The sequence below is a fragment of the Schleiferilactobacillus perolens DSM 12744 genome, from assembly GCF_001435585.1.
Classification (GTDB): domain Bacteria; phylum Bacillota; class Bacilli; order Lactobacillales; family Lactobacillaceae; genus Schleiferilactobacillus; species Schleiferilactobacillus perolens.
In genome coordinates this window covers 37,036-60,760 of sequence record NZ_AZEC01000004.1, presented here as the reverse complement: position 1 = coordinate 60,760, position 23,725 = coordinate 37,036, and the positions used below count along the sequence as shown (strand labels likewise).

The following is a 23,725-nucleotide window of genomic DNA, read 5'->3' as shown; positions in this document are numbered from 1 at the left end:
TGCTGCCATCATGAAAGCAATTGTTGTGTCCCATCCCGGCGGTCCTGAAGTATTAGAATACGTCGATGTTCCTACTCCTTCGGTCAAACCTGGTTGGACGCGGGTCAAAGTGCGCGGCTTCGGCATTAACCATTCCGAGATATTCACCCGTGAAGGCGAATCACCCAGCGTGAAGTTTCCCCGAATTCTGGGTATTGAGGCAGTCGGAACGATTGACGAAACTTCCGCCCCAGACAAATTTCGGCGGGGCCAGAAAGTCATTTCCATCATGGGCGAAATGGGTCGGGCCTTCGATGGCGGCTATGCCGAGTATGTACTGCTGCCCAATGATCAGATCTGTCCGGTCACCACCGACCTCTCTTGGGCCGACTTAGCGGCCGTGCCTGAAACTTACTACACTGCGTGGGGGATTGTCCGCAGTTTGCAGGTCAAAGCGCACGACCGCATCTTGATTCGGGCCGCTACCAGCGGCGTCGGTGTTGCCGTATTCAAGCTGATCCAAGCGCTGAACCGGCATACGGACATCGTTGGTACGACCCGATCAGCGAAAAAGAAACCATTGCTGGCCGCAGTCGGCATGGATCAAATCCTCGTCACACCGGATGCACTGAAGCTGCCCGCCGATATCCGGCCTTTCGATAAGATCATTGATCTGATTGGCCCGGCATCAACCCGGGATTCGTTGCAGCACCTGACCGAATTCGGCATCGTCAACGTCACCGGCGAGCTCGGCGGCGTGTGGTACTTGCAAGACTTCGACCCCATCAGTGATATTCCAAATAATCGGTACCTCACCGGCTTCTCTTCAGGTGACCATGTCTCCGCTGCGGGGCTTCAGGAGATCATCACGTTCATTGAGGCGCACAGAATTGATGTCTCCCCCGTTAAAACTTTCCCGCTAGCTGAAACCCGGGAAGCCCATGAATTTTTGGCCAGCAGCCGAGGTTTTGGTAAAGTAGTGGTATTGCCTAACCTTGCACCACATCCTAAGAAGGAGAAGTGATTCAATGTCCAAGCCTTCCATTACTGAGCAAACTCAAACCCTATTTTCAGATATGTACACCATTCTCGGTCCTGAATTTCCAAAAATCCGCGGTTTTCTTCTGCAAGCTTATAAAGACCTAGACAAGAATGCACCACAAGTCATCATTGCCCGATTAACCAATACAATTTATCAAGAAAGTTTAGGAAAACGACCGGCTTATCCCCAACAGTTCGAAGATGATCTCGCTGCTTTGGGTCGGCTGATGACCAGTAATGGTTACGGTTATGTGCTGGGCTATGATTGGCGGAACCGGTATTATTAAGGGCCGGATTTTTACCCAATGCGATCGCTTATAATTGACTTCTTCCACTCATCAATAAAATTAGGCCCAGCAAAACGACATCGTCTTGCTGGGCCCTTGCTATCTTTTCTGATAAGACTTGGTTATTTTTTCTCGCTGCTATAAAAGGAAAGACGCACACCAAATATCAGAACAATCACCCACACCATCAAGTAAGCAACCGCCCGGAGCAACATCTGGGCGTAAAGGTAACTCCCGCTCATGCCATCATCCACCGTGAAAGTGGATGTCCAATACCGAAATCTCACCGCCGCAAAAATACATACACCGATGAGCACCAATCCCACAATATTGATGGTTTTGTCGGAATGCAGGAACTTTTTCACCACATACATGGTTCTCCCCCCTGTCTGTTTCACATTCACTGACTACTCAGTTTTGATCTTGCGTACCTCCCGAGCTGGGGAACCAATGACCACTGTTTCCGCCGGGACGTCTTTGGTCACCAGTGACCCGGCGCCCACGATGGCGTTCTTGCCGATGGTCACTCCGGACAGCACAGTCACATTCGCGCCCAACCAGGCGCCGGCTTCAATGTGCACTGCTTGGCAATGGAGATTACGCCGCGTTGCTGGATTCTCTTCATGGTTGACTGTCAGGATCGTCACCCCGGGACCGAGCAGTACCCGATCGCCGATATAAATCCCACCCAAATCAACGAACATACAATTGCGGTTGATGAAGATGTCTTCGCCGAGGAAAATGTGCCCGCCAAAATCCGTCTGTAACGGCGGCAACAAATTGTTGGTGAGCGACACCCGCGTTTGGAGCATCTTGCTCAATAGCGCAATCACATCATCGTGCTGATGGTAATTCGTGTTGAGTTCAGCCAGAATACGGCTATTGCGGGCAACCAAATCATCTACTGCTTGGAATCCGGGATCGTCGAATTGGATTGGTTCACCTTTCAGTGCTCTTGTGAGTACATCGTCGGCCATCAATACACTCCTTTCGTTCTTTCCATCTCATCCCATTGTATTGGGGTGGCGTATGCATGTCGAATGCCTATATTGGATACTTAGTCATAGCGGGTAAACATAGTGATCGGTATATTACGGTTGCTGCGCAGCCAAGTCCCGTAAAATCTTCTCTTGATAGGGTGGAATACTGCCATCTTTCTCCGGTCCCACATTAAGCAATAACCGCCCCTTTTGTGGCCGGACTTTCGCCACAATCTGGCGCACTTCATCTGCGGTGATGTAATCCTGCGGACGGCTGTATTGATTATAGCCAAAGGACTTGTCCATCCCGCGGGTTGTTTCGAAATAGTCCGTACCGTGCCAGTCGGCCGTGTATTCTAGCGTTCGATAATCATAATACAGCGGCGGTGTGTCCTTACCCTTATTCGAACGGCCAGTCACAATCTTTGCGCCTAAATTGAATAACGGTTTGTTAAAGGAATGCCGCAGCCAATTGGGATAACTCCCCCACCGATCATTCACCATGCCCTCTGGCACAGCCTGGTAGAAGTCCTTGAATAACTGCGGCAGGCGGGGATCAACAGGATAGCCAATATCACTCCACAAAATATCAGGATGATATCGATTGATTAGTTCGTGCCACTGATCCCAAGCATAATCCAAGTAAGTCTGACTCTAATCGTTTCCTAACATCATATCCGCCGCCGTCCGAATGGGCTTCGGTGTGAATGTCCAATCCAGCAGAGAGGAGTAGTAGACGCCAAACCGCAGACCGCGTTTACGCACTGCTTGAGCTAGTTCGCCGACAAAGTCAAAATTGAGATGGTAGTCATCGACCTGCGGGTTGGCCACATCGGTGTCGTACATCACGAACCCATCGTGGTGTTTGGTCACGACCACCACATACTTCGCACCAGCCTTGGCAAACATATCTGCCCACTTCTCGACATCCACATGTTGGGCTGTCTGCTGGAAACTCTTGGCAAAACTGCTGTATGGGGTGTGGTCGCCGTAATGTTCATGGTGGTACTGCCATACCGAACTGCCCGGAATACGCAGACCATTGGCGTACCATTCCGCATAAGGCGTGTGTTTATACATGTACCGAATACTATGGTGTTTCTTAATCGTATCAAAGTCTTCGCTTTCCACTGGCGCATATGCGGGGACACTGTACACCCCCCAGTGAATAAAAATGCCAAAATCAGCCTGCTTAAACCATGCCGGCGGATTCTGGCGGTGAATATTGATCATTGGTTGCTCCTGTTTAGCCATGTTGATTAACCTCCTCCGAATCGGATACTACCTCCTTTGTAACCGGATTCGGTGGGGAAGTCAATCATTTGCGTTGGGCATTTTTCGTCAAAAGCGATTTAAAAATTGTTTGGACATTCTCGGGCTCGGTAACCAGATTGGAATCAGTTGGTTTATTGGGAATTACCAATTTTCTTTTTTTCAATTCTGACAGTGTCGGATAATGTAACACCTCATCGTTTTTCAGCACAATGGCCGTCAGCTCGGTCAATCGACCGTCCTTACTCTTTTCGTAACGAATTTTCTTAACATTGGTGATCGATACAAAATAACGATTAACCTCTGCATCTGACAATCGCATCTGACGGTCATCGTAGATTGATTTCCCACCCAGGACAAACAACACCACCACAATGGCCATGACGAACACCTTCGCGCGCTTGGTCAGCCACATCGCCTTTTCTCTCTTTTTGTTCATCTTTAACACCTTGACGGGGTCTAGATTTAGAGTTTGACGATTGACTAACTTGTCAATGGATACGCCATACAGTTCACTCAGCAAAATTAGATTTTCAAAGTCTGGATAACCACGACCGTTTTCCCATTTGGAAATTGTCTGCCGCGTCAGGTTCAATTGATCTGCCACATACTGTTGGGAGAATCCCTTTTGTAATCGAATCTTTTTCAATGTCGCACCAAATTCAATCATTAACTCTACGCCCCCTCTCAAAATGATGATAACAATGTGCCACCACAATAAGGAGACACGCCCCGTTGCCATGGGGGAAACGAATCGTTGCTCCCTTGATATGATCGCCTTTATCCAGATTATCTCAAAATGTTGATAGCGCTTCAACTATCGCCTCGTCCCACCTAATTTTAAATAGTTGTTGACAACTGTAAACTTCAGAGATATGATAATTTTAGTTAGTTTACAGATGTAAACATAGGAGGCCGTCATGATCAAACTTACTGTATTACTTACTGCTGTAGCACTCATTGGATTCATCGGGTGGTGGTTCTTCGGCCATCATGAGACTGCCGCCGTCGCCGCGAAAATCGAAAAGACGGGGCAAGATGCCCAGGTCTTGGTGAGCGGCGGCTATGCGCCAGAAACGGTGGTTCTCAAACAGGGCTTACCCGCCAAACTCACTTTCCTGCGTAAAGACCCATCCACCTGTCTGGATCACGTGGTGTTCCCGGATATGGGGATCAACGACTTTTTACCCCAGGATCAAGCCCACACGATCGATATCGACACGACTAAACCGGGCGAGTACGAATTTGCCTGCGGAATGAATATGTTTCATGGAAAATTGATCATTAAATAATTGGAGGCAATCACACATGAATAAGCAAGAAGCAAACATTATCGTCGATGGCGGTTATAAGCCCGCCCAGGTTACTTTGAAGCAAGGCGTTCCCGCGCAACTCACCTTTAAACGCATCAGCAATGTCGGCTGTCTGGACCAAGTCCAACTGCCCGCTTTCCACATTAAGACTGACTTACCGCTCAACGAAGCCCAAACATTTGCCATCGACACCAGCAAACCTGGGGGATATACCTTCAGCTGCGGCATGGACATGGCCCACGGCAAGGTCGTGATTGAATGATGACCGTACGCAATCGGTTCATCTTCTCCCTGATATTCTCCTTACCACTATTGGTGAACATGATCGGCATGCCCTTTGGTTTCATGCTGCCGGGCGGCGATTGGACGCAATTCGTCTTGACCTCCGCAATTATGGCCGTGGCGGCCTGGCCTTTTATCCAGAGTGCCTGGGCCAGCTTCCGGCATCATCACGCCAACATGGATACCCTGGTGGCCATCGGTACGGTGACCGCGTACCTATATTCCGTCTATGCCCTCTTAACCAATCGCGCCGTGTTCTTTGAAAGTGCGGCGTTCGTCATCACCTTCATCCTGCTCGGCCAATACTTAGAAGCCCGGATGAAGGATACCGCATCCAATGCCGTCGGTAAGTTGATGGATTTGCAGGCCAAGGACGCTGAAGTCGTCCGGAATGGTCAAACCGTGCGGGTACCTTTAGCCGAAGTCAAAGTCGGCGATGTGATCCGTGTGCGCCCCGGGCAAAAGATTGCTGTCGATGGGGAAATTATTGAAGGCAGTTCCACAATTGATGAATCCATGGTGACTGGTGAAAGTATGCCGGTCTCCAAAAAGGTTGGCGACAAGGTCATCGGCGCCACGATGAACAGCAATGGCACCTTCCTTTTTCGCGCCGGTAAAGTCGGTGATGATACCCTCTTGGCCCAGATCGTTGAAATGGTGAAAAAAGCCCAAACTAGTCATGCCCCAATTCAAAAGACCGTCGACAAGATTGCCGATATTTTTGTGCCGGTTGTGCTGATTGCGGCGATTGCGACGTTTACCGTATGGTACGTCTTCTTGAATGCCAGTTTGGTCAATTCGTTGTTATTCGCCGTGTCTGTGGTCATTATCGCCTGCCCCTGTGCGCTCGGGATCGCGACCCCGACCGCGTTAATGGTCGGTACCGGCCGCAGTGCGAAACTGGGTATCTTAATTAAAAACGGTGAAGTGCTGGAAGCAGCGAATACTGTCAAAACCATCGTCTTCGATAAAACCGGCACGATCACTGTGGGGAAACCCAAGGTCACCGATATCATCGGTGATGAACAATCCGTTCTGCAAACCGCCGCCAGTTTGGAAGCGGCGTCTGAGCACCCCTTAGCTGCCGCTATCCTGGCCGAGGCCAAGGCGGCGCAAGTCACTGCGGCACCAGTCACAAATTTCCAAGCTGTGGAAGGTCAAGGCGTCACCGCCACGGTGAATGGTCAAGCCGCCTTCATTGGCAATACGAAGATGGTCCATGGTACCCTCTCCCCCGATTTGCAAAGCCAAATGAACGCGTTGCAAAAAGAGGCCAAAACCGTCGTGGTCGTCGGCGTTAAAGGTGCTGCGCTGGGCCTGATTGCGATCCAAGACACGCCCAAAGCCAGCTCTGCCCCGGCCATCGTCGCCTTGAAGAAACGCGGTTACCACACCGTGATGTTAACGGGTGATAACCAGCGCGTCGCTGAAGCCATCGCCAGCCAAGTCGGTATTGACGACGTCATCGCGGATGTTTTACCCGGCGATAAAGCCGCCGTGGTGGCCAAGCTGCAAAAAGAGGCCCCGGTCGCCTTCGTGGGTGACGGTATCAATGACGCGCCGGCTTTGACCACCGCCGATGTTGGCATTGCCATGGGTTCCGGTACCGATATTGCCATTGAGTCTGGTGGGATCGTGCTGATCAAAAACGACTTGATGGATGTCGTCACGGCGCTCACGCTAGCGCGGAAAACATTCAACCGCATTCGGCTTAATCTATTTTGGGCGTTTATCTACAACACGCTGGGCATTCCCATCGCCGCCGGCCTCTTTGCCGGTCTGGGACTTATCCTCAGTCCAGAATTGGCGGGCTTAGGGATGGCTTTAAGCTCTTTGTCAGCGGTTGCCAGTTCGCTGTTGCTCAATACCACGAAGTTGCAGACCAAACAAAAAATTGCGGCATAAAAAGAAGGTGATTTCAGCCCCATTCCAGGGCTTTGAAATCACCTTTTTTGTCTGCACAGTACTTAAGGATGCAGGCCTTTCAACAGAAATTCAACAATCTCTTGCGTCGCTTGATCCACATTTTGTTCCGGTGTCCTCGCGATGACGCTAGGGAGCACATAGCCCAGAACGGTGCTGATAATGTACCGGCCAATCCGGATGGCATCCCACTGCACCAATTCACCAGTGTCTTGAAACTGTTTAAACAATGGCGCCAAACCCTTGGTGAATAACTGACTGGCTCGGGCGGCTAAGGCATTGAACATCTGCGGATCGGCAACAATTTCTTGGACAAAGATCTTTAATTCTCGGCGATTTGCTAGACCGAATACGATTCGATCATGGACAGCGAAGGTTAATAAACTGCGAAAATCGGGAAATCCCGCAGTGGAAATTTCCTTAAAGAATTCTCCCGCTGCTGTGGGCAGAACTTGATCCACAAACGGTGTGGTGATGGCTTCAAAGATGTCGCGTTTGGTCTTGAACCGTTTGTAGACCGTCCCTTCCGACACACCCGCCAGCCGGGCAATATCTGCAGTGGAGGTGCGATCGTACCCTTTATCGGCAAAAAGTGTCAAGCTGGCCCGCAACACGGCCTTTTGCTTCGCCGACAAATCGGAATCTTGCAGACTGGCGGCAAAGAGAGATTCGACATTATTTAGAGCCATACTGGTCCTCCCCTTTTTTACACATTCCGATACTTACGCATCGTGATTAGATTGAGCATCAAGAAGCCGGCAACGAACACCAGTAGGATTAATAAACTCGGGGCGATACTGGTCAGGGAAGCACCCTTTTCAACCACATTGCTCATGCTCGTGGCCCCGTAATACAACGGCATGATGTGGGCAATGGCTTGCAGCCAATTGGGCATGGTACTCACCGGAATGATGCCGGAGAAGAAAATTTGGGGAATGACCACGATGGGAATGAACTGCATCATCTGGAATTCGGACGAGGCAAAGGTCGAAATGAACAAGCCCATGGTCAACGCCACCGCCGCCAGCAAGATATTGATCAGCAGCACGTTCCAAATACTGCCGATGATCTGCACTTTGAAGACAAAGATCGTGTATAGCACGACCAGCAAGGTTTGGACTAAAGCAAAGGCGCCGTATCCCGCCAGATAGCCGCTGATAATTTCACCCCGCTTCACTGGTGTGGCTAACAACCGATAGAGGGTACCGGTGGTGCGTTCTTTGAGCAGCGCGATACCGGAGATCAGAAAGACGAAGAAAAACACGACGAAGCCCATCATGATCGGCAACAGAGTGTCAAAGTACGTGGAATCACTGCTGCCGTATAGGTAGTGGGTCTTGACCGTGTAATTTTTACTCTGGCTCGGCTGCGCCGGTGTTTGAGCGGCCACCGCCGGATTACGGGTCGCTGCTGCCAGGGCTTGCTGCAATTTCTTGATGGCGGCCGCTTCCCGCTTGATGGCTGAGGCCGCCGCCTTAGTTTTCAGCTTAATTTGGGCAGCCTGTAGGCTTTGCTTGAGAACGGCACTCTTTGTTTGGTCGCTATTCGCCAAGGTGAGGGTGAGCTTATCCCCCTTTTGGATCAGCATCCCGGCATAATCATGCTTCCGAATTACTTTGTCCGCGGATTGCTTGGACGTATCGTGCTTAATAGTCACGTGGTCGGTGTCCACCGCTGAGACCAGGGTACTATCAACCCCGCGGACCGCCAGCGTGGCGGTTGTGGTAACGTTGGATTGAAACAGGAAATAAATCAGCGTCAAGATAAACAGCGGCGCGATGAACATCAAAGCAATGGTCCGTTTATCCCGTAGCATTTCCCGTAATACCCGTTTAATCATTCCGGCGATGCGCATCCTGATCCCTCCCTGCTTGTAAGAATACTTCTTCAATCGTAGCGACCTGATACTGCTTGGTCAGCTCTGCTGGGGTACCTTGAGCAATCGCCTCGCCGTTGCGAATCATCATGACGTGATCGGCCTCTTCGGCGTCTTCCATCACGTGGGTCGTCAGCAGAATGGTCTTACCCTCATCAGCAATCTTGTGCAGTTCTTGCCAGATCTGCTGGCGTAGTTCCGGGTCAATACCCACAGTCGGTTCATCGAGAATTAAGAGGGGCGGATCAGAAATCAACGCAATTGCCAGCGAGAGGCGGCGCTTCATCCCACCGGAAAAATCCTTGACGTATTTGTTGAGGTCATCATCTAAATTAACAACCCCGGCAGCATGGGGAATACGTTCGGCCATTTGCGCCTTCGTCACTCCCTGCATGGTGCCGAAGAAATCCAGATTTTCCCGCCCAGTCAAGACATCGTATAAAGCGTCTGTTTGGGCCATGTAGCCAATTTTCGCCAAGATCTGACGATTGGGCATGGTTGTGTCTAAAACGGTCACACTGCCCGCCTTAGGCTTCAGCATGCCCATGATCGTGCTGATGAGCGTCGTTTTGCCCGCACCGCTGGGGCCAATCAGGGCAAGAATGTCCCCGCTGGCGACGGTGAGGTTGATATCACGTAATACAATGGTTTTGCCATACCCCTGTTGCAGGTCATGGACTTGAATGGTATCGGTCAATTGTTGCACCTTCGATTTCTTTCATTGGTAAGTGAGCACTCACTTACTATACAACGAAATCGAAAAGTTGCAAGACCAAAACAAAAAAAGACTGGGATTTTTCCCCAGCCTAAGTTTCTAGTTCTGCCAAATAAAATTGATCAACAACCGATCGACTTCTGGATTTTCGTGCAATTTGCTATGTTGCGCATCCGGGCCCACAATCTTTTTCTCACGGTAAGACTTGGCCCGGTCTGCAATTAGGTACCGCAATGATTTGGATGATGCATTGCTGACATCGCCGTCGGAATGGGTCCCATCATCTTTGTCGCCGTAAATATTCAAGACATCTACTTGTTTCCAAGGATATTTCTGACGCAAGCCGAGTAATTCCTGATAATCAGCGTCCATTACCGTTGGCTGCCCACTCTTGCGTAATTTCATCTGATTGGGTTTATCGTTTATTCCAAGAATCCCGTTGTAATGCCCCGCAATATCCACTTGTTTCTGTAGTTTTGGCAGCTTGTTGTTTCCGGCGTTATCCAACAAATAGAATGCAATCGCCATATTCCCCATTGAGTGCCCCACCACATTAAATTTTGTGATGTGATACTTGGCTTGCAGTGCAACCAACACATTGCGCATCCAACGGCCATCCGTATGATAATGGGTATTTCGATTGTCGGCATAATTCACTTCTACGATGGGATTCTTAGCATTGGCCGGAATCTGCCCAACCAGAGTCACCTTGCCCTGCCGGCTAACGTCTGCCCGAATAATCGTATCAGTCACGCCCGCTTGTTTGGCTGCATTCGCCATATGTTCCTCGGCGTGATAGCTGCTCCCCCACCCATGGAAGAATAATGTTGGCGTCGTAATCTGGACATACTGAGACTGCGCACTGTCCTGTTGCCGGTTCAAAACAAAGCCGACCAGTGCTACCAACACAACCACGACGCCAACACTGCCAATAATCAACTTCGTTTGTTTATGCATGATCGATTCACACCTTCTGTGATCTAGCGTAACGATGAGCGGCAAGACTGTCTAATACTCAAATTGGATAGCTCACTATGTGTAAACTAAATACCTGACATTAACCCTGACCATCCTTAAATGCGGGATAAAGCGTCATGCCGCCGTCTACAAACAAGGTGATGCCTGTCACGTAACTGGACTCCGACGAAGCCAACCAAGCGGCCGCTGCTGCGACTTCTTCTGGTTTGCCGATCCGATCCATCGGCACCATTGCCACTGTTTGCGCGTATTGTTCTTTATCTGCTAATTTTTCTGCATTAATCGGTGTGTTGATTGCGCCCGGTCCGATACCATTCACACGAATGTTATCCTTGGCATATTCCATGGCAATACTCTGCGTAAACAACTTCACGGCACCCTTTGCGGCCGCATAACTCGCAAATGTTGGCCAAGGAATCTGCTCATGCACTGACGACATATTGATAATATCGCCGGGCTTGTGATTTTCCTTGAAATATCGCAGAGCCGTCTTAGCCCCCAAAAATACGCCAGTCTCGTTGATACTAATCACTTTGTTCCAATCAGCCAGCGACAATTCATGGGTGGGCGCCTGAATCTCCATTCCAGCATTGTTGACCCACACATCTAGACCGCCAAAATGTTTAATCGCCGCATCCAGTAATCCCTGGACGCCGTGTTCGGTACTCACATCACCGTATACACTAACTGCCTGACCACCATTTTTGACAATGACATCAACAGCTTGCTGGGCTTCGGTGGCGTCACTGTTGTAGTTCACTACCACGTGCATATGTTCTTTCCCAAATCGTTCCGCAATAGCACGGCCGATCCCCTTTGATCCGCCGGTAATCACGGCAACCTTATCTTTCAAATCAGTATACATGACCTTCACCTCTTATTTTCAGGATACCATGATTGCGTAAAAGGCGCGTCGAATAACCCCATCCATCTAAAGAATGAGTATTAAATCAGCCCAACGCAAGCTTTAAATGTAACCGCTTAGCAGTATATTTAAGCTGTTGGTAGCAGGTTGTCGTGCTTTAAAAAAATGTTTGGAGGTCATCATCATGAAAAAAGGAATTTTGGCCACAGAGAGCAATCCAGTGGATTATCAAAGCAGTTCCATCGTGAACGCCATGCTGAATTCAAAATACGACAAAAAAGCATTGGCGTCACTGAAAAAAGCATATCCTGATTATGATTGGCGCGAGGCTGGTGTGCAGGATCTCGTTAAAAGTACCGTGGATGCTGATTTAATCATTTTGTCTCGGAACGCGATTGCCTATGAAAAACAAATTAAGACAGCCAATCCAGACGTGGAAGTTAAAGCGTTGCAAAATACCTAACGCGGAATCGAATTTAAAACAAATATGCCTGGCGCCACTCATCGTTAGAGTAGTGTCAGGCATATTTGCTTGCTCACTAGTATCATCTTTCTTTGCGCGGCCGACTGAAAAACCAAACCAGTGCTTCAATGACAACAATCAATAAGGCAAAGGCCCCTAGCACGCCTAATGCCGCCATCCGCGATCCGAACGTTTCGACATGGCCCGCACCGTCCACTTGACGCAGCATGATAAGCATCGCACCGCTCACAAAAACAGCCGCGAAAAAAATGTTGATACCCCACCAAACTTTGTGTCGCATGTCATCCATCCTTTCATCGTTTTGTCATCAAGTGCTGCCGCAGTGCAAAAATGGCATCACCTGCGACTGGAAGAATCAGTAAAGCAGCCGTGACCAGATACACCAGCTGCAAACCAAAATCCATTGCAAAAAGATTCATCCACGCCGCACCAATACAAAACACTCCCGTTGCGCCTGCCATAATTCGCAGTCCCTGTACAGGAATGACCCGCCGCCACCAACCAATGAGCATAACAATCAGAATCGCCAGCAAGATGTCAGACAGGATCAACATGCGGCTAGTGGCCGCAAACGCCAGTCGCCCAATCACCATCACGGCGACGCTGGGTCCTAATAAAGTCGTCGGTCGTCCAGATTGATGAAATTGCCTTGGAGTGCCATCCAGCAAGTCATCAACCGACACATTGTAGTATTTAGCCAAGCGCTGAACGGTATGCAAATCAGGCAAGTTGCGTCCTGTCTCCCAACTGGAAACAGTCTGGCGCGATACGAAAAGGTCTGTGGCGACTTGTTGTTGGGTGCGCCCGTGCTCCTGGCGAATTTGTTTCAATCGCTGTCCAAAATTTTGATCCGCCATGGGTAATCCTCCTTTACCATATCGTGCCCGCTTGAAAAAGCCTAGCTACGTTCTCTAGCACGCGTATTCTTACCTTCAGATTATCCCACCTTGCCTGCTTCGACAACAAAAAAAGGGGCGGCATAAAAGTCCGCCCCCGAATGACACTATTGTCGTTCAGCCACCGCTTGTTGCAGTGCGGCTTCATCGTAATACACTTCTTGTAAGTACAACCCGCTGGCCGGCGCTGTGATTCGTGCTTCCTGCCGATCTTTCACCGCATATAACCGGGGAAATTCATCCACAGGCCGCCGGTCATTGCCAATCTCCAGCAGCACACCCACTAAGATACGAACCATGTTGTAGAGAAAGCCATTACCGATAAACTCGAAATAGATTTCGTCCTCATCCGGGTGGTCGACCATCCGGGCGGTATAAATTGTCCGCACCTTGTTCTTAATCACACCACCGGAAGCCGCGAAGCTGGTGAAATCATGAGTGCCCACCACATCCTGAATGGCTGTTTCAATCCGCCCCAGATCCAACTGATACGGATAATGACCAGTATAGAACCGCTTGAACGGATCAGTGAATCGTGTACGCGAGACCCGATAACCATATCGTTTACCGACTGTCGAGAACTGGGCATGGAACGTCTCAGGTACAATGGCAACATCCTTGATTACGACATCCAATGGCATCATCGAGTTCAAGCCGAGTAACATATTTCTCGGAGGAATATTTCCCGGGAAATTAAAATGAACGACCTGCCCCCGAGCATGCACCCCGGCATCTGTCCGACCGGCGCCAAAAACAGTCACCGGTGTTCCTTTGGTCATTTTTAAGAGTGCCGCTTCAATCGTTCCTTGCACAGTGCGTAAGTTGGGTTGGCTTTGGAAGCCATGAAACTTAGTACCATCATAGGCTAAAATCACACGATAACGGGGCATCATCAGCTTCCTTTCTTATGCCGTCCGAACAAATAGAATAATGACAGTGAGCACGATAAAGACACCGAAACTCAACGTGTCCCGCGTATGCCACTGAATAATCCGGTAGGTCGTCCGGGGTGCATCGGTGCGGTAACCGCGGGCTGTCATCGCATCATCCAAATCTTCGGCGTGCTGGATAGCACTGACAAATAGTGGAATCAGTATTGGGACGACCGCTTTGATCTGCTGAATCAAATTACCACTGCCAAAATCCACGCCACGGGCACGTTGGGCATTCATGATTCGGACAGTCTCATCCATCAGTGTGGGGACAAAGCGTAACGCAATGGAAAGCATCAGGGCAATGATATCCACGGGAAAGTGGACCCACTTCAACGGTGTCATCAATGACGATAACGCGCTGGAAATGTCCAATGGCGAAGTCGTTAGCGTCAACAGCGTGGACATACAGATGATGATCACCAAGCGCAGGAAGATGAACCAAGCGTTGAGTAAGCCGGCCGTTGACAACGCAAACGGTCCCCAACTCCAAAAGATTTGACCGCCGCGGGTGAAGAACACCTGAATCATGACGGTAAACAAAATCAAGACAATGGCTGGGCGAATCCCGCGCCAAAAATAAATGAGTTTGATCTTAGTCAATAACACTGCCAATAGTGTGAAAAGTCCCAAAACCAAATATGAAAGTCCGTTGTCCGCCAAGAACACGATACAGATAAAATAAAAGACCAAGACAATCTTGCTCCGTGGATCCATGCGATGCACCAAGGAGTCGCCGGGCAGGTAACGACCAATCATCAAGTTTGTCATGACGGTCTCCCTCCCTCAGGGTGCAAAACTTGAATCAGCTCCTGGGCCAGTGCCTTTTCAGTTAACGGCACAGCCGGCAGCGGAACACCTTTGGCCTGAAGTTGGCGGGCAAACTGTGCGGCCCGGGGCAGCCCTAGGTGCTGCGCGGCCAACCACGCCGGATCAGCAAATACTTCAGCCGGTGTCCCTTGCTTGATCAGTTGACCGTGGGCCATTACGAGAACCCGTTCAGCAAAATTGGCCACGTCTTCCATTTGATGGGTCACTAAAACAATCCCAATCCCTTGTTCACGGTGTAAAGTGGCAAATAACCCCATCAACTCAGCGCGGCCCTTGGGATCCAGACCGGCAGTAGGCTCATCCAGAATCAACAACTCCGGCTCCATGGCCAATACGCCCGCAATCGCCACCCGGCGCATTTGACCGCCACTCAAGTCAAAGGGCGACTGCTGATAATATTGTTCATCAATGCCCACGAGTTGCAGCGCGTGATGGGCCTGGGTCAATGCCTGTTCCTCCGTGGCCCCGAAGTTCTTGGGACCAAAGGCGACATCTTTTTCCACAGTCTCCTCAAAAAGCTGGTTTTCGGCAAACTGAAATACCAGTCCGACTTTTGCCCGCAACGGCTTCAAATTCTTATTGCTGGTCTTGGCAGTAATCAGACGATCACCGATTTTGACCGTGCCTGCCGTTGGTTTGAGCAAAGCATTGAGGTGTTGCAACAGGGTGGACTTACCGCTGCCGGTTTGACCAATAATGGCGGTGTAGGCGCCATCGGGGATTGTCACACTGACATCCCGCAGACCATCACCGGCAAAGGGTGTCCCGGCTTGATAAGTATAACTTACATGGTCGAGTACAATTTCCATATCTGCTCTGCCATTTCCTCTTCTGTAAGATAGTGCGCGGGTAACGGAACCCCGGCATTGCTTAAATCCGTCTTCAGTTGTTCCGTAAACGGGACAGCGAGTCCCATATCGATCAGTTTCTCACCCCGCGCAAAGATTTCCGGTGGCGTACCGCTGGCCACCAAGTGACCGTTGTCAATGACGATGACGTTATCCGCAGCGGCCGCCTCTTCGAGGTCATGGGTCACGGCTAAGATCGTCAAATCCTGCTGGGCCTTCAGGTTCCTAATTGTCTGCAGCACTGCCACCCGGCCTTCCGGGTCCAACATACTGGTGGCTTCATCCAAGGCAATAATATCCGGGGCCAGTGCGACAATTCCCGCGATAGCCACCCGCTGCTTCTGACCACCAGACAAATGAGCCGGTTCCCGGGTGGCAAAGTCCGTCATACCCACTTGGGCTAAAGCGTTTTGTACCCGGGGAATCATTTTATCCCGAGGTATTTGGGCATTTTCCAAACCAAACGCCACATCATCAGCGACCGTAGACCCGACAAACTGGTTCTCGGGGTTTTGAAAAACGACTCCCATCTTGCGCCGAATATCCCAAATGTGCGCTTCATCCACCGGCATTCCCGCCACCGTCATTGTGCCTGCATCCGCTGTGACAAGCCCAGTTAACGCCTTAATCATCGTCGACTTGCCACTGCCGTTGTGCCCAATAATGGCCGTCCAAGAATGGGCCGGCACAGTGAGGCTAATATCATCCAGCGCTGGATGCTGCTGTTCGGCGTATTTCACCGTCAGATGGTCAATGGTAATGATCGGTTCTTCCACATCGTTGCCCCGCTTTCGTTCATTGTACATACCGTATTAGTATAACGAAAAAAGACGCCGACCAAAAGTCAGACGTCCCAAGAAATTATCTGTTCATGCAGCAAAAACTGCTCAATGGTGCTAAATACTAATACAGAAGTTCGAGTATAGTGCCAAGGCGGAGCAATCGGAGGTGGCAGGTAGCTCAAACCGCCGTCACAGCTTGCTACGCCTGTGGCTACGCACTTGCTGCAACCTGCCACCGGAGATTGCGTAGCCTTGGCACGGCTGGAAACAGCTTTATCGCCGCCCCCATCTAAACGGGCTTCGCCGACCAGGAGCGTAGGCGCCCTCTGCATACAAAAAAACCAGTTCTCTGGTGAGCACTGAAGCCCCAAATGGGACAACCAGGCCAAGCTAGACTCGGAGTTGCCAATCCATCATCGTAGCGCTCGTTTTTCGCCAAAGAAATGATTTTAATTGAAGTATATGATTGTCGTTTTGGGGATTAAACCAATTCGATGATCACCATCGGCGCAGCGTCGCCACGACGAGGAGATGTCTTCATAATGCGGGTATAACCGCCTTGACGTTCTTTGTAACGCGGTGCAATATCGCTAAACAACTTCTGAACAGCAGATTGTACAACCACGTCATCGTCTTCTTCGCGGATGTCAGCAACTTCGTCACGGACAAAGGCAGCCGCTTGACGACGAGCAGAAAGGTCACCCTTCTTACCCAATGTGATCATTTTTTCAGTCGTCTTGCGAATTTCTTTGGCCTTGCTTTCAGTTGTCGTGATCCGTTCGTTGATGATCAGATCAGTCGTCAAGTCCCGCAATAAAGCGCGACGAGCAGAACTATCACGGCCGAGTTTACGATAACTCATGAATGATTCCCTCCTTCTGAATGTATTAGTCGGCGTCTTTCAGGGATAACCCTAAATTAGCTAACTTCGTCTTCACTTCTTCAAGTGATTTACGACCCAAGTTACGAACTTTCATCATGTCCGCCTCGGTCTTATTGGTCAACTCCTGAACGGTGTTGATGCCAGCCCGTTTGAGACAATTGTAGGAACGAACAGAGAGATCCAACTCTTCGATGGTCATCTCCATCATCTTTTCCTTGTGGTTCTCTTCCTTCTGAACCATCACTTCAGCGTTCTTGGCTTCATCTGTTAAGTTCACAAACCCAGCCAGATGCTCAGTGAGGATCTTGGCAGCAAGAGAAATCGCCTCGCGGGGACCGATGGAACCATTTGTCCATACCGCCAGCGTCAGCTTATCAAAGTCGTTACGCTTACCCACACGGGTACTCTCGACTTGGTAGTTAACACGTTCGATCGGGGTGAAAATGGAATCGACGGGTAATACACCAATCGGCATATCATCACTCTTGTTCTGATCTGCCGGTACATATCCACGCCCGGTCTTGACAGTCATCCGCATGTGCAGATGACCGCCATTGGCGATCGTGCAAATGTATTGCTCAGGATTCAGGATTTCAACATCGTCATCCGTGATGATGTTGGCAGCGGTCACGGTGGCTGGTCCTTCCGCATCGATCTCTACAGTCTTCTCCTGGTCAGTGTTCAGTTTCAAGGCAAGCTTCTTAATGTTCAAAATAATCTGAGTGACGTCTTCCAAGACACCATCAATGGTGGAGAACTCGTGCAGTACGCCATCAATTTGAACACTCGACACAGCAGCCCCGGGCAGAGAGGACAAAAGGACGCGTCGTAGCGAATTACCAAGGGTTGTGCCGTAACCACGTTCCAGAGGTTCGACGACAAACTCGCCATAATTCGTAGTTTCGTCGACCTTAGTAATATTCGGCTTTTCAAATTCGATCATATTAGTGATGAGTACCCCTTTCAAAACGTGTCTTCGATCAAATAAAAGCGGCAATACAAACTGCTATTACGCAACTGGGGCCTTATACACGACGACGTTTTGGTGGACGGGAACCATTATGCGGTACCGGTGTCACATCACGAATCGCGGTAACTTCCAAACCAGTCGCTTGTAAAGAACGAATTGCAGCTTCACGACCAGAGCCAGGACCTTTGACAGCCACTTCGACGCTCTTCATGCCGTGTTCCATAGATTCCTTAGCAGCAGATTCGGCAGCCATCTGGGCTGCAAACGGTGTGGACTTACGGGAGCCCTTAAAACCGAGTGCACCAGCAGAAGACCAGGCAATGGCATTTCCTTGCGGATCCGTAATCATGACTAATGTGTTGTTAAACGTTGAGTGAATATGGGCCACGCCGGACTCAATATTCTTCCGCACACGGCGCTTCCGTGTGTTCTTACGAGTAGCCATTCATTAACCTCCCTTTATTACTTTTTCCGTCCGGCAATCGAGGTCTTAGGACCTTTACGAGTGCGGGCATTATTTTTCGTGTTTTGGCCACGGACGGGCAAACCCCGACGGTGACGCATACCACGATATGAACCGATTTCTTGGAGCCGTTTGATGTTCATCGAAACGGACCGACGAAGATCACCTTCAACAGGAATTGTGTCGATAGCGGCACGGATCTTCTCTTCTTGGTCGGGAGTCAAATCACGAGTCCGAACGTCTTCAGAGACGTCAGCCTTCTTCAAAATCTTTTGTGCAGTCGTATTGCCGATCCCAAAGATATAGGTCAGAGCAATAACGATTCGCTTATCACGGGGTAAATCTACACCTGCGATACGAGCCATTTAGTTCACCTCCAAATTTTAGCCTTGACGTTGCTTATGCTTAGGGTTAGCGGAGCAAATAATGCAGACGCGACCCTTACGCTTGATAACCTTGCAATGTTCACACATCGGCTTTACAGACGGACGTACTTTCATAAGGTTAGTCCTCCTTTTGACAGAGAGCTGGGCACCCCGGGAGACGGCGTTTGCTAAGGCAGGACCGGCAAAAATCCGGAATTTGGATTTTTAGCCGGTACTGACTTAGCATGAGCCGTCTGGGGTGCGCAGCTCGTTTACTTGAGCTACTTGAAACGGTAAGTGATCCGACCCTTAGTCAGATCGTAAGGAGACAGTTCTACAGTCACCCGGTCACCTGGCAGGATTCGAATGTAGTGCATACGAATCTTACCAGAAACATGGGCCAACACTGTAGCGCCGTTTTCCAGTTCTACTTTAAACATGGCATTGGGTAAGGTATCAGTAACCTTGCCCTCTACTTCAATGACATCGTCTTTGGCCAAGAAAGGCTTCCTCCTCAATTTATCTACAATACGCAAAAAAATGTGCGAGCTATCCCCACACAACATACTGACAAAGTATAACATGGCAATTCAATATTGCCAAGCGACCCGATCAGTGCGCGAATTGCTGGAGAACTTGTTTAACTTCTGCAAACACCGAATCGATGTCTTGATCACCATTGACACGGTGCAGAATGCCTTTCTTCTGGTAAAAATCAATCAACGGCGTGTTCATCTTGATGTTCACGTCTAAACGATTCTTCACCGTCTCCGGTTTGTCATCGTCCCGTTGATAGAATTCATGATGACCGCAACGGTCACATGTCCCAGCAACCTTAGGCGGGTTGAAGAACTTGTTGTAAGTAGCTCCGCAGTTTTTGCAAATGATGCGGCCAGATAGCCGCTTCATTAACTTGTCTGGGTCCACTTGGATATCGATGACAGCATCCAACGGTTTGTTCAACTCCGCAGTAATATCATCCAAAGCATGCGCCTGGTTGATATTCCGGGGATAACCGTCGAGCATGTAACCTTTATCCACATCCGGTTGACTCAAGCGCTCTTTGACCAAGGCGTCGGTGACGGAATCCGGCACCAAATTGCCCTTGTCGATATAAGACTTCGCTTGTAAGCCAACCGGTGTTTCATTCGCCATGGCCTCCCGGAACATATCCCCTGTGGAGATATGGACAATCGGGAAAGCATCTTCGATTCTCTCAGCTTGGGTACCTTTACCAGCACCAGGCAAGCCCATTAACATCAAATTCATGCATGCGACTCCTATTCTCGAATAAACCCAACGTATTTACGCTTCATGAGTAAGCCATCCAACTGTCGAGCTGTTTCCAGCGCAACCCCCACGACGATCAGGAGTGATGTACCACCTAACCCGATGGATTGGGGCAAGCCCCAGATGTTAGCCGCTAATTGCGGTAACAACGCAATGACCCCTAAGAAGAGGGCACCGACTGTGGATAACCGCATCAAGACGCTAGAGAGGTACTTCTCAGTACTATTCCCTGGCCATACACTGGGAATATAACTTCCCTGCTTTTGCAGGTTCTCGGATACCTTTTGCGGATTAACTTGCACAAAGGCATAGAAGAAAGTGAACAGAACGATCAATACGGTATAAATAATCGCACCGGTCGTGGTCTGCATGCTGAAAATGTTGCTCAAAGTCTGATACCAGCCTGTGTCACCGTATTTACCCTGGAAGACCATCAAGATGGTCTGCGGGGTCACGATGAACGAACTGGCGAAGATGACGGGAATCACCCCAGCCACATTGACCTTCAGCGGTAAGTAGCTTTCGCTGCCCCCGCCGACAGCCCGGCGTGTATATCGAATCGGAATCTTCCGGTTGGCTTGTTGCATGAAGGTAGTAAATTGCACGATCAAGAAAATAACAACCGCGATTGCTACCAAGAACAAAATACCCAACCAGAGACTGCCGGAGTCCTGATTAATAATCTGCTCAGACACCAATTGGTAGATACCATCTGGCAAGCGGGCGATAATCCCGGCGAAGATCAACATGGAGATACCATTGCCGATCCCCTTATCCGTGATTTGTTCACCCAGCCAAGTCAACAGCATCGTCCCACCAGTCAAGATGATCCCGATGGTCAGATACGTGCTTAGGTTAGGCGTTTTGACCAGTTTATATTGGCTCAACGCGTTAAACCCAGCCGTAATCCCGATGGACTGTAAGAAGCCCAACACGATCGTAAGGTAACGGGTCACTTGGTTCAGCTTACGCCGACCGACTTCACCCTGTTTGCTCCATTCCACAAACTTGGGAATGATATCCATCTGCAACAGCTGGACCACGATTTGCGCCGTGATGTATGGAGAAACCCCCATCGAGAAGATGGAATAGTTGGCCAAGCCCCCACCAGAAACTGTATCCAATAAAGGAATCAGTCCTGATTGGGAAATCTTAGTCAAACTGGCCGCATCAATCCCTGGTGCTGCAATTTGGGCACCCAGCCGATACACGATGAAAATGCCTAGAGTAAAGAAGATCTTGTTACGGATCTCCTTGACCTTGAAAGCATTCCGAATAGTAGCAAACATTAAATCACCTCAACAGAACCGCCTGCTGCTTCGACAGCTTCTTTGGCAGCTGGTGAGAATTTAGCGACTTTGATATGGAGACTCTTCGCAGTCAATTCACCCTTCGCCAATAATTTGATGCCGGCTAATTGTTTCTTGACCACGCCAGATTCGACGAGGAGTGCCGGAGTGATCTCAGTACCGTCGTTGAAACGGTTGAGATCTTGCAGGTTGATGACTGCATATTCCTTGCGGTTGATGTTATTGAAACCGCGTTTCGGCATACGCCGGAACAGAGGCATCTGGCCACCTTCAAAGCCCAGACGAGTCTTGCCGCCTTGACGTGCCAATTGACCCTTCGTACCTTTACCGGCAGTCTTACCGGTACCAGAACTGGTACCACGACCGACACGCTTGCGCGGGTGGCGGGAGCCGACAGTTGGTTGTAATTCGTGTAACTTCAAATCGTGCACCTCCTTATTGCTTTATATTAGTCCTCAATGACTTTGACGTCGATTAAGTGTGCAATCTTGGTCAGGGCACCGCGTGTCGCTGCGTTATCTGGCAGCGTAACAGTGCTGTTGACCCGCCCTAAGCCTAATTCCTTAACAACTAAACGCTGTTCGGGAATCCGGTGGGCAACGGAACGGATTAACGTAATCTTCAATTGTGCCACGGTGATTCCTCCTATTCAGCAGTAAGTTGTTCAACTGGTACGCCGCGCAATTGTGCTAATTCAGCGGCGGTCTTCATTTGTGCAATACCATCGAAGGTTGCGCGAATGACGTTAATGGGGGTATTGGAGCCAAGGGACTTGCTGGTGATATCGCCGATACCGCCCAATTCCATGATGGCCCGGACAGCACCGCCAGAAGCGATCCCAGAACCAGCTACGGCCGGCTTCAACAAAATTCTGCCGGAACCGAAATGACCGATAACTTGGTGGGGAATCGTTGTGCCAACGATCGGTAATTCAACCAAGTTCTTCTTGGCGTTCTCCACGGCCTTACGAATGGCTTCTGGTACTTCTTGTGCTTTACCAGTACCAAAACCAACGTGACCTTCATGATCGCCAACGATAACCAACGCTGCGAAACGCAGACGACGACCACCTTTGACAACCTTGGTGACCCGGTTGATCGATACGACGTTGTCTTCCAGATCTAAATGACTAGGATCAATAACTGCCATAAAAGTATTTGCCTCCTTTGAATTAGAATTGTAAGCCGTTTTCCCGAGCTGCTTCAGCCAGGGCTTGAACACGGCCATGATATAGGTAACCGCCACGGTCGAAGACGACCTCAGTGATGCCCTTGTCAGTTGCCCGCTTGGCAACAGCAGCGCCGACTTTAGAAGCCTGCTCTGTCTTTGAACCTTGAGCCAAGTCGGACTCAATAGTTGAGGCACTTGCGAGCGTAACACCCGCTACGTCATCAATTACTTGCGCGTAGATGTGTTGATTAGAACGGAATACGTTCAAACGTGGGCGCTCTGCAGTACCAGAAAGCTTGCCGCGGACACGTGCATGACGCCGTTGCCGCGTCTTGTTTTTATCTGGTTTCGAAATCACAATGTTCACCTCATACAAATATTTTCGATGGCTGGTTCATTGGCCAGCCAAGTAACAATGAAACAAAAACCGGTAAATTACTTACCAGTCTTACCTTCCTTACGCCGAACATATTCGTCAACGTAACGGATCCCTTTACCCTTATAAGGTTCAGGCGGGCGGACGTCGCGGATCGTGGCTGCAAATGCGCCCACAACCTGCTTCGAAATACCGCTCAAGTTGATCTCTGTGTTAGAAGGTACTTCGATCTTAACACCCTTGGGGGCGTGCATCTCTACTGGATGAGAGTAGCCAACGTTCAAGATCAGGGTATCACCCTTCAATTGCGCACGATAACCAACACCGACCAGCTGCAACTTCTTCACATAACCCTCGGTGACACCGACCACCATGTTGTACAGGTTGGACCGGGTCGTACCGTGAATTGCCTTCAAAGAATCATTGGGGCGATCCAAGTGGATTTCGTTGTCTTCTTGCTTAATGGAAATGGCAGAATCAAATTGACGTGTCATTTCACCCTTAGGGCCTTTGACGGTCAATTGATCGCCATCGACAGTCACCGTAACCCCTGCAGGGACGGTGATCGCTTTATATCCAATACGACTCACTGTGTTACACCTCCTATTAGTGAA

Annotated in this window: 33 protein-coding genes and 1 pseudogene; 6 read left to right on the top strand and 28 right to left on the bottom strand. The window is 49.8% G+C overall.

The window, feature by feature from the left end:
- Nucleotides 1–10 precede the first annotated feature (10 nt).
- Together FD09_RS05545 and FD09_RS05540 are read left to right on the top strand one after the other, a co-directional pair.
- On the top strand, nt 11–1,003 hold the full coding sequence (locus tag FD09_RS05545) for a zinc-binding dehydrogenase (RefSeq protein ID WP_057819188.1): 993 nt from the start codon (nt 11–13) through the stop codon (nt 1,001–1,003).
- A 4-nt stretch (nt 1,004–1,007) separates the two neighbouring features.
- Nucleotides 1,008–1,307, top strand: coding sequence for a bacteriocin immunity protein (locus FD09_RS05540; RefSeq protein ID WP_057819186.1), 300 nt, complete (start codon nt 1,008–1,010; stop codon nt 1,305–1,307).
- A gap of 122 nt (nt 1,308–1,429) precedes the next feature.
- On the opposite strand, the gene FD09_RS05535 is transcribed toward FD09_RS05540, so the two are convergent.
- From FD09_RS05535 to FD09_RS05520, 4 genes and pseudogenes are all read right to left on the bottom strand, one after another.
- Entirely contained in the window at nt 1,430–1,681 is a 252-nt protein-coding gene (locus FD09_RS05535) for a hypothetical protein (RefSeq protein WP_057819184.1), read from the bottom strand.
- A gap of 33 nt (nt 1,682–1,714) precedes the next feature.
- On the bottom strand, nt 1,715–2,284 hold the full coding sequence (locus FD09_RS05530) for a DapH/DapD/GlmU-related protein (protein ID WP_083487577.1): 570 nt from the start codon (nt 2,282–2,284) through the stop codon (nt 1,715–1,717).
- A 114-nt stretch (nt 2,285–2,398) separates the two neighbouring features.
- A pseudogene (locus FD09_RS05525) lies at nt 2,399–3,541 on the bottom strand (alpha-L-fucosidase).
- A 64-nt stretch (nt 3,542–3,605) separates the two neighbouring features.
- Nucleotides 3,606–4,229: a helix-turn-helix domain-containing protein gene (locus tag FD09_RS05520; RefSeq protein ID WP_057819182.1), complete on the bottom strand. Its 624-nt coding sequence runs from the start codon at nt 4,227–4,229 to the stop codon at nt 3,606–3,608.
- Between the two features lie 250 nt (nt 4,230–4,479).
- Between FD09_RS05520 and FD09_RS05515 the strand changes: the two genes are divergently transcribed.
- Genes FD09_RS05515 through FD09_RS05505 form a run of 3 tightly spaced genes read left to right on the top strand, consistent with a single transcriptional unit; the run spans nt 4,480 to nt 7,059 of the window.
- On the top strand, nt 4,480–4,851 hold the full coding sequence (locus tag FD09_RS05515; RefSeq protein WP_057819180.1) for a cupredoxin domain-containing protein: 372 nt from the start codon (nt 4,480–4,482) through the stop codon (nt 4,849–4,851).
- 16 nt (nt 4,852–4,867) lie between these two features.
- Nucleotides 4,868–5,134, top strand: a complete 267-nt coding sequence (locus tag FD09_RS05510; protein WP_057819178.1) for a cupredoxin domain-containing protein — start codon at nt 4,868–4,870, stop codon at nt 5,132–5,134.
- Complete coding sequence (locus tag FD09_RS05505) at nt 5,134–7,059, top strand: copper-translocating P-type ATPase (protein ID WP_083487615.1); 1,926 nt, start codon at nt 5,134–5,136, stop codon at nt 7,057–7,059. The genes FD09_RS05510 and FD09_RS05505 overlap by 1 nt, the downstream gene beginning before the upstream one ends.
- A gap of 62 nt (nt 7,060–7,121) precedes the next feature.
- Here FD09_RS05505 and FD09_RS05500 read toward each other — a convergent pair whose 3' ends face one another.
- The 5 genes from FD09_RS05500 to FD09_RS05480 all read right to left on the bottom strand — a co-directional run bounded on the left by FD09_RS05500 (nt 7,122) and on the right by FD09_RS05480 (nt 11,511).
- Nucleotides 7,122–7,766: a TetR/AcrR family transcriptional regulator gene (locus tag FD09_RS05500; protein ID WP_057819174.1), complete on the bottom strand. Its 645-nt coding sequence runs from the start codon at nt 7,764–7,766 to the stop codon at nt 7,122–7,124.
- Between the two features lie 17 nt (nt 7,767–7,783).
- Nucleotides 7,784–8,932 carry an ABC transporter permease gene (locus tag FD09_RS05495; protein WP_057819172.1) on the bottom strand — a complete coding sequence of 383 codons (1,149 nt, stop codon included), beginning with the start codon at nt 8,930–8,932 and terminating at the stop codon, nt 7,784–7,786.
- The gene (locus FD09_RS05490; protein ID WP_057819598.1) at nt 8,910–9,650 is read right to left on the bottom strand and encodes an ABC transporter ATP-binding protein; all 741 of its coding nucleotides are present in this window, start codon (nt 9,648–9,650) and stop codon (nt 8,910–8,912) included. Before FD09_RS05490 ends, FD09_RS05495 begins: the two co-directional genes overlap by 23 nt.
- Before the next feature lie 117 nt (nt 9,651–9,767).
- Nucleotides 9,768–10,625, bottom strand: a complete 858-nt coding sequence (locus FD09_RS05485; protein WP_057819170.1) for an alpha/beta hydrolase — start codon at nt 10,623–10,625, stop codon at nt 9,768–9,770.
- 100 nt (nt 10,626–10,725) lie between these two features.
- A complete protein-coding gene (locus FD09_RS05480) occupies nt 10,726–11,511 on the bottom strand; it encodes a glucose-1-dehydrogenase (protein WP_057819168.1) in 786 nt (261 codons plus the stop codon).
- A 184-nt stretch (nt 11,512–11,695) separates the two neighbouring features.
- Between FD09_RS05480 and FD09_RS05475 the strand changes: the two genes are divergently transcribed.
- Nucleotides 11,696–11,974, top strand: coding sequence for a hypothetical protein (locus tag FD09_RS05475; protein ID WP_057819166.1), 279 nt, complete (start codon nt 11,696–11,698; stop codon nt 11,972–11,974).
- Nucleotides 11,975–12,056: 82 nt separating this feature from the next.
- Here FD09_RS05475 and FD09_RS05470 read toward each other — a convergent pair whose 3' ends face one another.
- The 19 genes from FD09_RS05470 to rplF all read right to left on the bottom strand — a co-directional run bounded on the left by FD09_RS05470 (nt 12,057) and on the right by rplF (nt 23,701).
- Nucleotides 12,057–12,275: a DUF3923 family protein gene (locus FD09_RS05470; protein ID WP_057819164.1), complete on the bottom strand. Its 219-nt coding sequence runs from the start codon at nt 12,273–12,275 to the stop codon at nt 12,057–12,059.
- 13 nt (nt 12,276–12,288) lie between these two features.
- Nucleotides 12,289–12,852, bottom strand: a complete 564-nt coding sequence (locus FD09_RS05465; RefSeq protein ID WP_057819162.1) for a helix-turn-helix domain-containing protein — start codon at nt 12,850–12,852, stop codon at nt 12,289–12,291.
- 146 nt (nt 12,853–12,998) lie between these two features.
- Complete coding sequence (gene truA / locus FD09_RS05460) at nt 12,999–13,784, bottom strand: tRNA pseudouridine(38-40) synthase TruA (RefSeq protein WP_083487573.1); 786 nt, start codon at nt 13,782–13,784, stop codon at nt 12,999–13,001.
- 12 nt (nt 13,785–13,796) lie between these two features.
- Nucleotides 13,797–14,594, bottom strand: coding sequence for an energy-coupling factor transporter transmembrane component T family protein (locus tag FD09_RS05455; RefSeq protein WP_057819156.1), 798 nt, complete (start codon nt 14,592–14,594; stop codon nt 13,797–13,799).
- Nucleotides 14,591–15,463 (bottom strand): energy-coupling factor ABC transporter ATP-binding protein, encoded by an 873-nt coding sequence (locus FD09_RS05450; protein WP_057819155.1) that lies wholly within the window; start codon nt 15,461–15,463, stop codon nt 14,591–14,593. Before FD09_RS05450 ends, FD09_RS05455 begins: the two co-directional genes overlap by 4 nt.
- Nucleotides 15,439–16,278: an energy-coupling factor ABC transporter ATP-binding protein gene (locus tag FD09_RS05445; protein WP_201782861.1), complete on the bottom strand. Its 840-nt coding sequence runs from the start codon at nt 16,276–16,278 to the stop codon at nt 15,439–15,441. Before FD09_RS05445 ends, FD09_RS05450 begins: the two co-directional genes overlap by 25 nt.
- 487 nt (nt 16,279–16,765) lie before the next feature.
- Nucleotides 16,766–17,146, bottom strand: coding sequence for a 50S ribosomal protein L17 (gene rplQ, locus FD09_RS05440; protein ID WP_057819150.1), 381 nt, complete (start codon nt 17,144–17,146; stop codon nt 16,766–16,768).
- A gap of 25 nt (nt 17,147–17,171) precedes the next feature.
- The gene (locus FD09_RS05435; protein ID WP_057819149.1) at nt 17,172–18,110 is read right to left on the bottom strand and encodes a DNA-directed RNA polymerase subunit alpha; all 939 of its coding nucleotides are present in this window, start codon (nt 18,108–18,110) and stop codon (nt 17,172–17,174) included.
- 82 nt (nt 18,111–18,192) lie between these two features.
- Entirely contained in the window at nt 18,193–18,582 is a 390-nt protein-coding gene (gene rpsK, locus FD09_RS05430) for a 30S ribosomal protein S11 (protein ID WP_057819146.1), read from the bottom strand.
- 17 nt (nt 18,583–18,599) lie between these two features.
- Complete coding sequence (rpsM, locus tag FD09_RS05425) at nt 18,600–18,965, bottom strand: 30S ribosomal protein S13 (protein WP_057819144.1); 366 nt, start codon at nt 18,963–18,965, stop codon at nt 18,600–18,602.
- A gap of 18 nt (nt 18,966–18,983) precedes the next feature.
- Complete coding sequence (gene rpmJ, locus FD09_RS15885; protein WP_081674905.1) at nt 18,984–19,100, bottom strand: 50S ribosomal protein L36; 117 nt, start codon at nt 19,098–19,100, stop codon at nt 18,984–18,986.
- 146 nt (nt 19,101–19,246) lie between these two features.
- Entirely contained in the window at nt 19,247–19,465 is a 219-nt protein-coding gene (gene infA / locus FD09_RS05420; RefSeq protein ID WP_057819142.1) for a translation initiation factor IF-1, read from the bottom strand.
- A 112-nt stretch (nt 19,466–19,577) separates the two neighbouring features.
- Nucleotides 19,578–20,234 carry an adenylate kinase gene (locus FD09_RS05415; RefSeq protein WP_057819140.1) on the bottom strand — a complete coding sequence of 219 codons (657 nt, stop codon included), beginning with the start codon at nt 20,232–20,234 and terminating at the stop codon, nt 19,578–19,580.
- Nucleotides 20,235–20,245: 11 nt separating this feature from the next.
- Complete coding sequence (gene secY / locus FD09_RS05410; RefSeq protein WP_057819138.1) at nt 20,246–21,544, bottom strand: preprotein translocase subunit SecY; 1,299 nt, start codon at nt 21,542–21,544, stop codon at nt 20,246–20,248.
- Nucleotides 21,544–21,987, bottom strand: coding sequence for a 50S ribosomal protein L15 (gene rplO, locus FD09_RS05405; protein ID WP_057819136.1), 444 nt, complete (start codon nt 21,985–21,987; stop codon nt 21,544–21,546). The genes secY and rplO overlap by 1 nt, the downstream gene beginning before the upstream one ends.
- Nucleotides 21,988–22,013: 26 nt before the next feature.
- A complete protein-coding gene (rpmD, locus tag FD09_RS05400; protein ID WP_057819134.1) occupies nt 22,014–22,199 on the bottom strand; it encodes a 50S ribosomal protein L30 in 186 nt (61 codons plus the stop codon).
- Nucleotides 22,200–22,210: 11 nt separating this feature from the next.
- Entirely contained in the window at nt 22,211–22,714 is a 504-nt protein-coding gene (gene rpsE, locus FD09_RS05395; protein ID WP_057819132.1) for a 30S ribosomal protein S5, read from the bottom strand.
- Nucleotides 22,715–22,736: 22 nt separating this feature from the next.
- Nucleotides 22,737–23,102: a 50S ribosomal protein L18 gene (gene rplR / locus FD09_RS05390; protein ID WP_057819130.1), complete on the bottom strand. Its 366-nt coding sequence runs from the start codon at nt 23,100–23,102 to the stop codon at nt 22,737–22,739.
- A 68-nt stretch (nt 23,103–23,170) separates the two neighbouring features.
- A complete protein-coding gene (rplF, locus tag FD09_RS05385; protein ID WP_057819128.1) occupies nt 23,171–23,701 on the bottom strand; it encodes a 50S ribosomal protein L6 in 531 nt (176 codons plus the stop codon).
- Nucleotides 23,702–23,725 lie beyond the last annotated feature (24 nt).

What these genes read in the sequence shown, in the direction of transcription:
- FD09_RS05545 (WP_057819188.1), top strand. Translation starts at nt 11, where the DNA reads ATGAAAGCAATTGTTGTGTCCCATCCCGGCGGTCCTGAAGTATTAGAA.
- FD09_RS05540 (WP_057819186.1), top strand. Translation starts at nt 1,008, where the DNA reads ATGTCCAAGCCTTCCATTACTGAGCAAACTCAAACCCTATTTTCAGAT.
- FD09_RS05535 (WP_057819184.1), bottom strand. Translation starts at nt 1,681, where the DNA reads ATGTATGTGGTGAAAAAGTTCCTGCATTCCGACAAAACCATCAATATT.
- FD09_RS05530 (WP_083487577.1), bottom strand. Translation starts at nt 2,284, where the DNA reads ATGGCCGACGATGTACTCACAAGAGCACTGAAAGGTGAACCAATCCAA.
- FD09_RS05520 (WP_057819182.1), bottom strand. Translation starts at nt 4,229, where the DNA reads ATGATTGAATTTGGTGCGACATTGAAAAAGATTCGATTACAAAAGGGA.
- FD09_RS05515 (WP_057819180.1), top strand. Translation starts at nt 4,480, where the DNA reads ATGATCAAACTTACTGTATTACTTACTGCTGTAGCACTCATTGGATTC.
- FD09_RS05510 (WP_057819178.1), top strand. Translation starts at nt 4,868, where the DNA reads ATGAATAAGCAAGAAGCAAACATTATCGTCGATGGCGGTTATAAGCCC.
- FD09_RS05505 (WP_083487615.1), top strand. Translation starts at nt 5,134, where the DNA reads ATGACCGTACGCAATCGGTTCATCTTCTCCCTGATATTCTCCTTACCA.
- FD09_RS05500 (WP_057819174.1), bottom strand. Translation starts at nt 7,766, where the DNA reads ATGGCTCTAAATAATGTCGAATCTCTCTTTGCCGCCAGTCTGCAAGAT.
- FD09_RS05495 (WP_057819172.1), bottom strand. Translation starts at nt 8,932, where the DNA reads ATGCGCATCGCCGGAATGATTAAACGGGTATTACGGGAAATGCTACGG.
- FD09_RS05485 (WP_057819170.1), bottom strand. Translation starts at nt 10,625, where the DNA reads ATGCATAAACAAACGAAGTTGATTATTGGCAGTGTTGGCGTCGTGGTT.
- FD09_RS05480 (WP_057819168.1), bottom strand. Translation starts at nt 11,511, where the DNA reads ATGTATACTGATTTGAAAGATAAGGTTGCCGTGATTACCGGCGGATCA.
- FD09_RS05475 (WP_057819166.1), top strand. Translation starts at nt 11,696, where the DNA reads ATGAAAAAAGGAATTTTGGCCACAGAGAGCAATCCAGTGGATTATCAA.
- FD09_RS05470 (WP_057819164.1), bottom strand. Translation starts at nt 12,275, where the DNA reads ATGCGACACAAAGTTTGGTGGGGTATCAACATTTTTTTCGCGGCTGTT.
- FD09_RS05465 (WP_057819162.1), bottom strand. Translation starts at nt 12,852, where the DNA reads ATGGCGGATCAAAATTTTGGACAGCGATTGAAACAAATTCGCCAGGAG.
- truA (WP_083487573.1), bottom strand. Translation starts at nt 13,784, where the DNA reads ATGATGCCCCGTTATCGTGTGATTTTAGCCTATGATGGTACTAAGTTT.
- FD09_RS05455 (WP_057819156.1), bottom strand. Translation starts at nt 14,594, where the DNA reads ATGACAAACTTGATGATTGGTCGTTACCTGCCCGGCGACTCCTTGGTG.
- FD09_RS05450 (WP_057819155.1), bottom strand. Translation starts at nt 15,463, where the DNA reads ATGGAAATTGTACTCGACCATGTAAGTTATACTTATCAAGCCGGGACA.
- rplQ (WP_057819150.1), bottom strand. Translation starts at nt 17,146, where the DNA reads ATGAGTTATCGTAAACTCGGCCGTGATAGTTCTGCTCGTCGCGCTTTA.
- FD09_RS05435 (WP_057819149.1), bottom strand. Translation starts at nt 18,110, where the DNA reads ATGATCGAATTTGAAAAGCCGAATATTACTAAGGTCGACGAAACTACG.
- rpsK (WP_057819146.1), bottom strand. Translation starts at nt 18,582, where the DNA reads ATGGCTACTCGTAAGAACACACGGAAGCGCCGTGTGCGGAAGAATATT.
- rpsM (WP_057819144.1), bottom strand. Translation starts at nt 18,965, where the DNA reads ATGGCTCGTATCGCAGGTGTAGATTTACCCCGTGATAAGCGAATCGTT.
- rpmJ (WP_081674905.1), bottom strand. Translation starts at nt 19,100, where the DNA reads ATGAAAGTACGTCCGTCTGTAAAGCCGATGTGTGAACATTGCAAGGTT.
- FD09_RS05415 (WP_057819140.1), bottom strand. Translation starts at nt 20,234, where the DNA reads ATGAATTTGATGTTAATGGGCTTGCCTGGTGCTGGTAAAGGTACCCAA.
- secY (WP_057819138.1), bottom strand. Translation starts at nt 21,544, where the DNA reads ATGTTTGCTACTATTCGGAATGCTTTCAAGGTCAAGGAGATCCGTAAC.
- rpsE (WP_057819132.1), bottom strand. Translation starts at nt 22,714, where the DNA reads ATGGCAGTTATTGATCCTAGTCATTTAGATCTGGAAGACAACGTCGTA.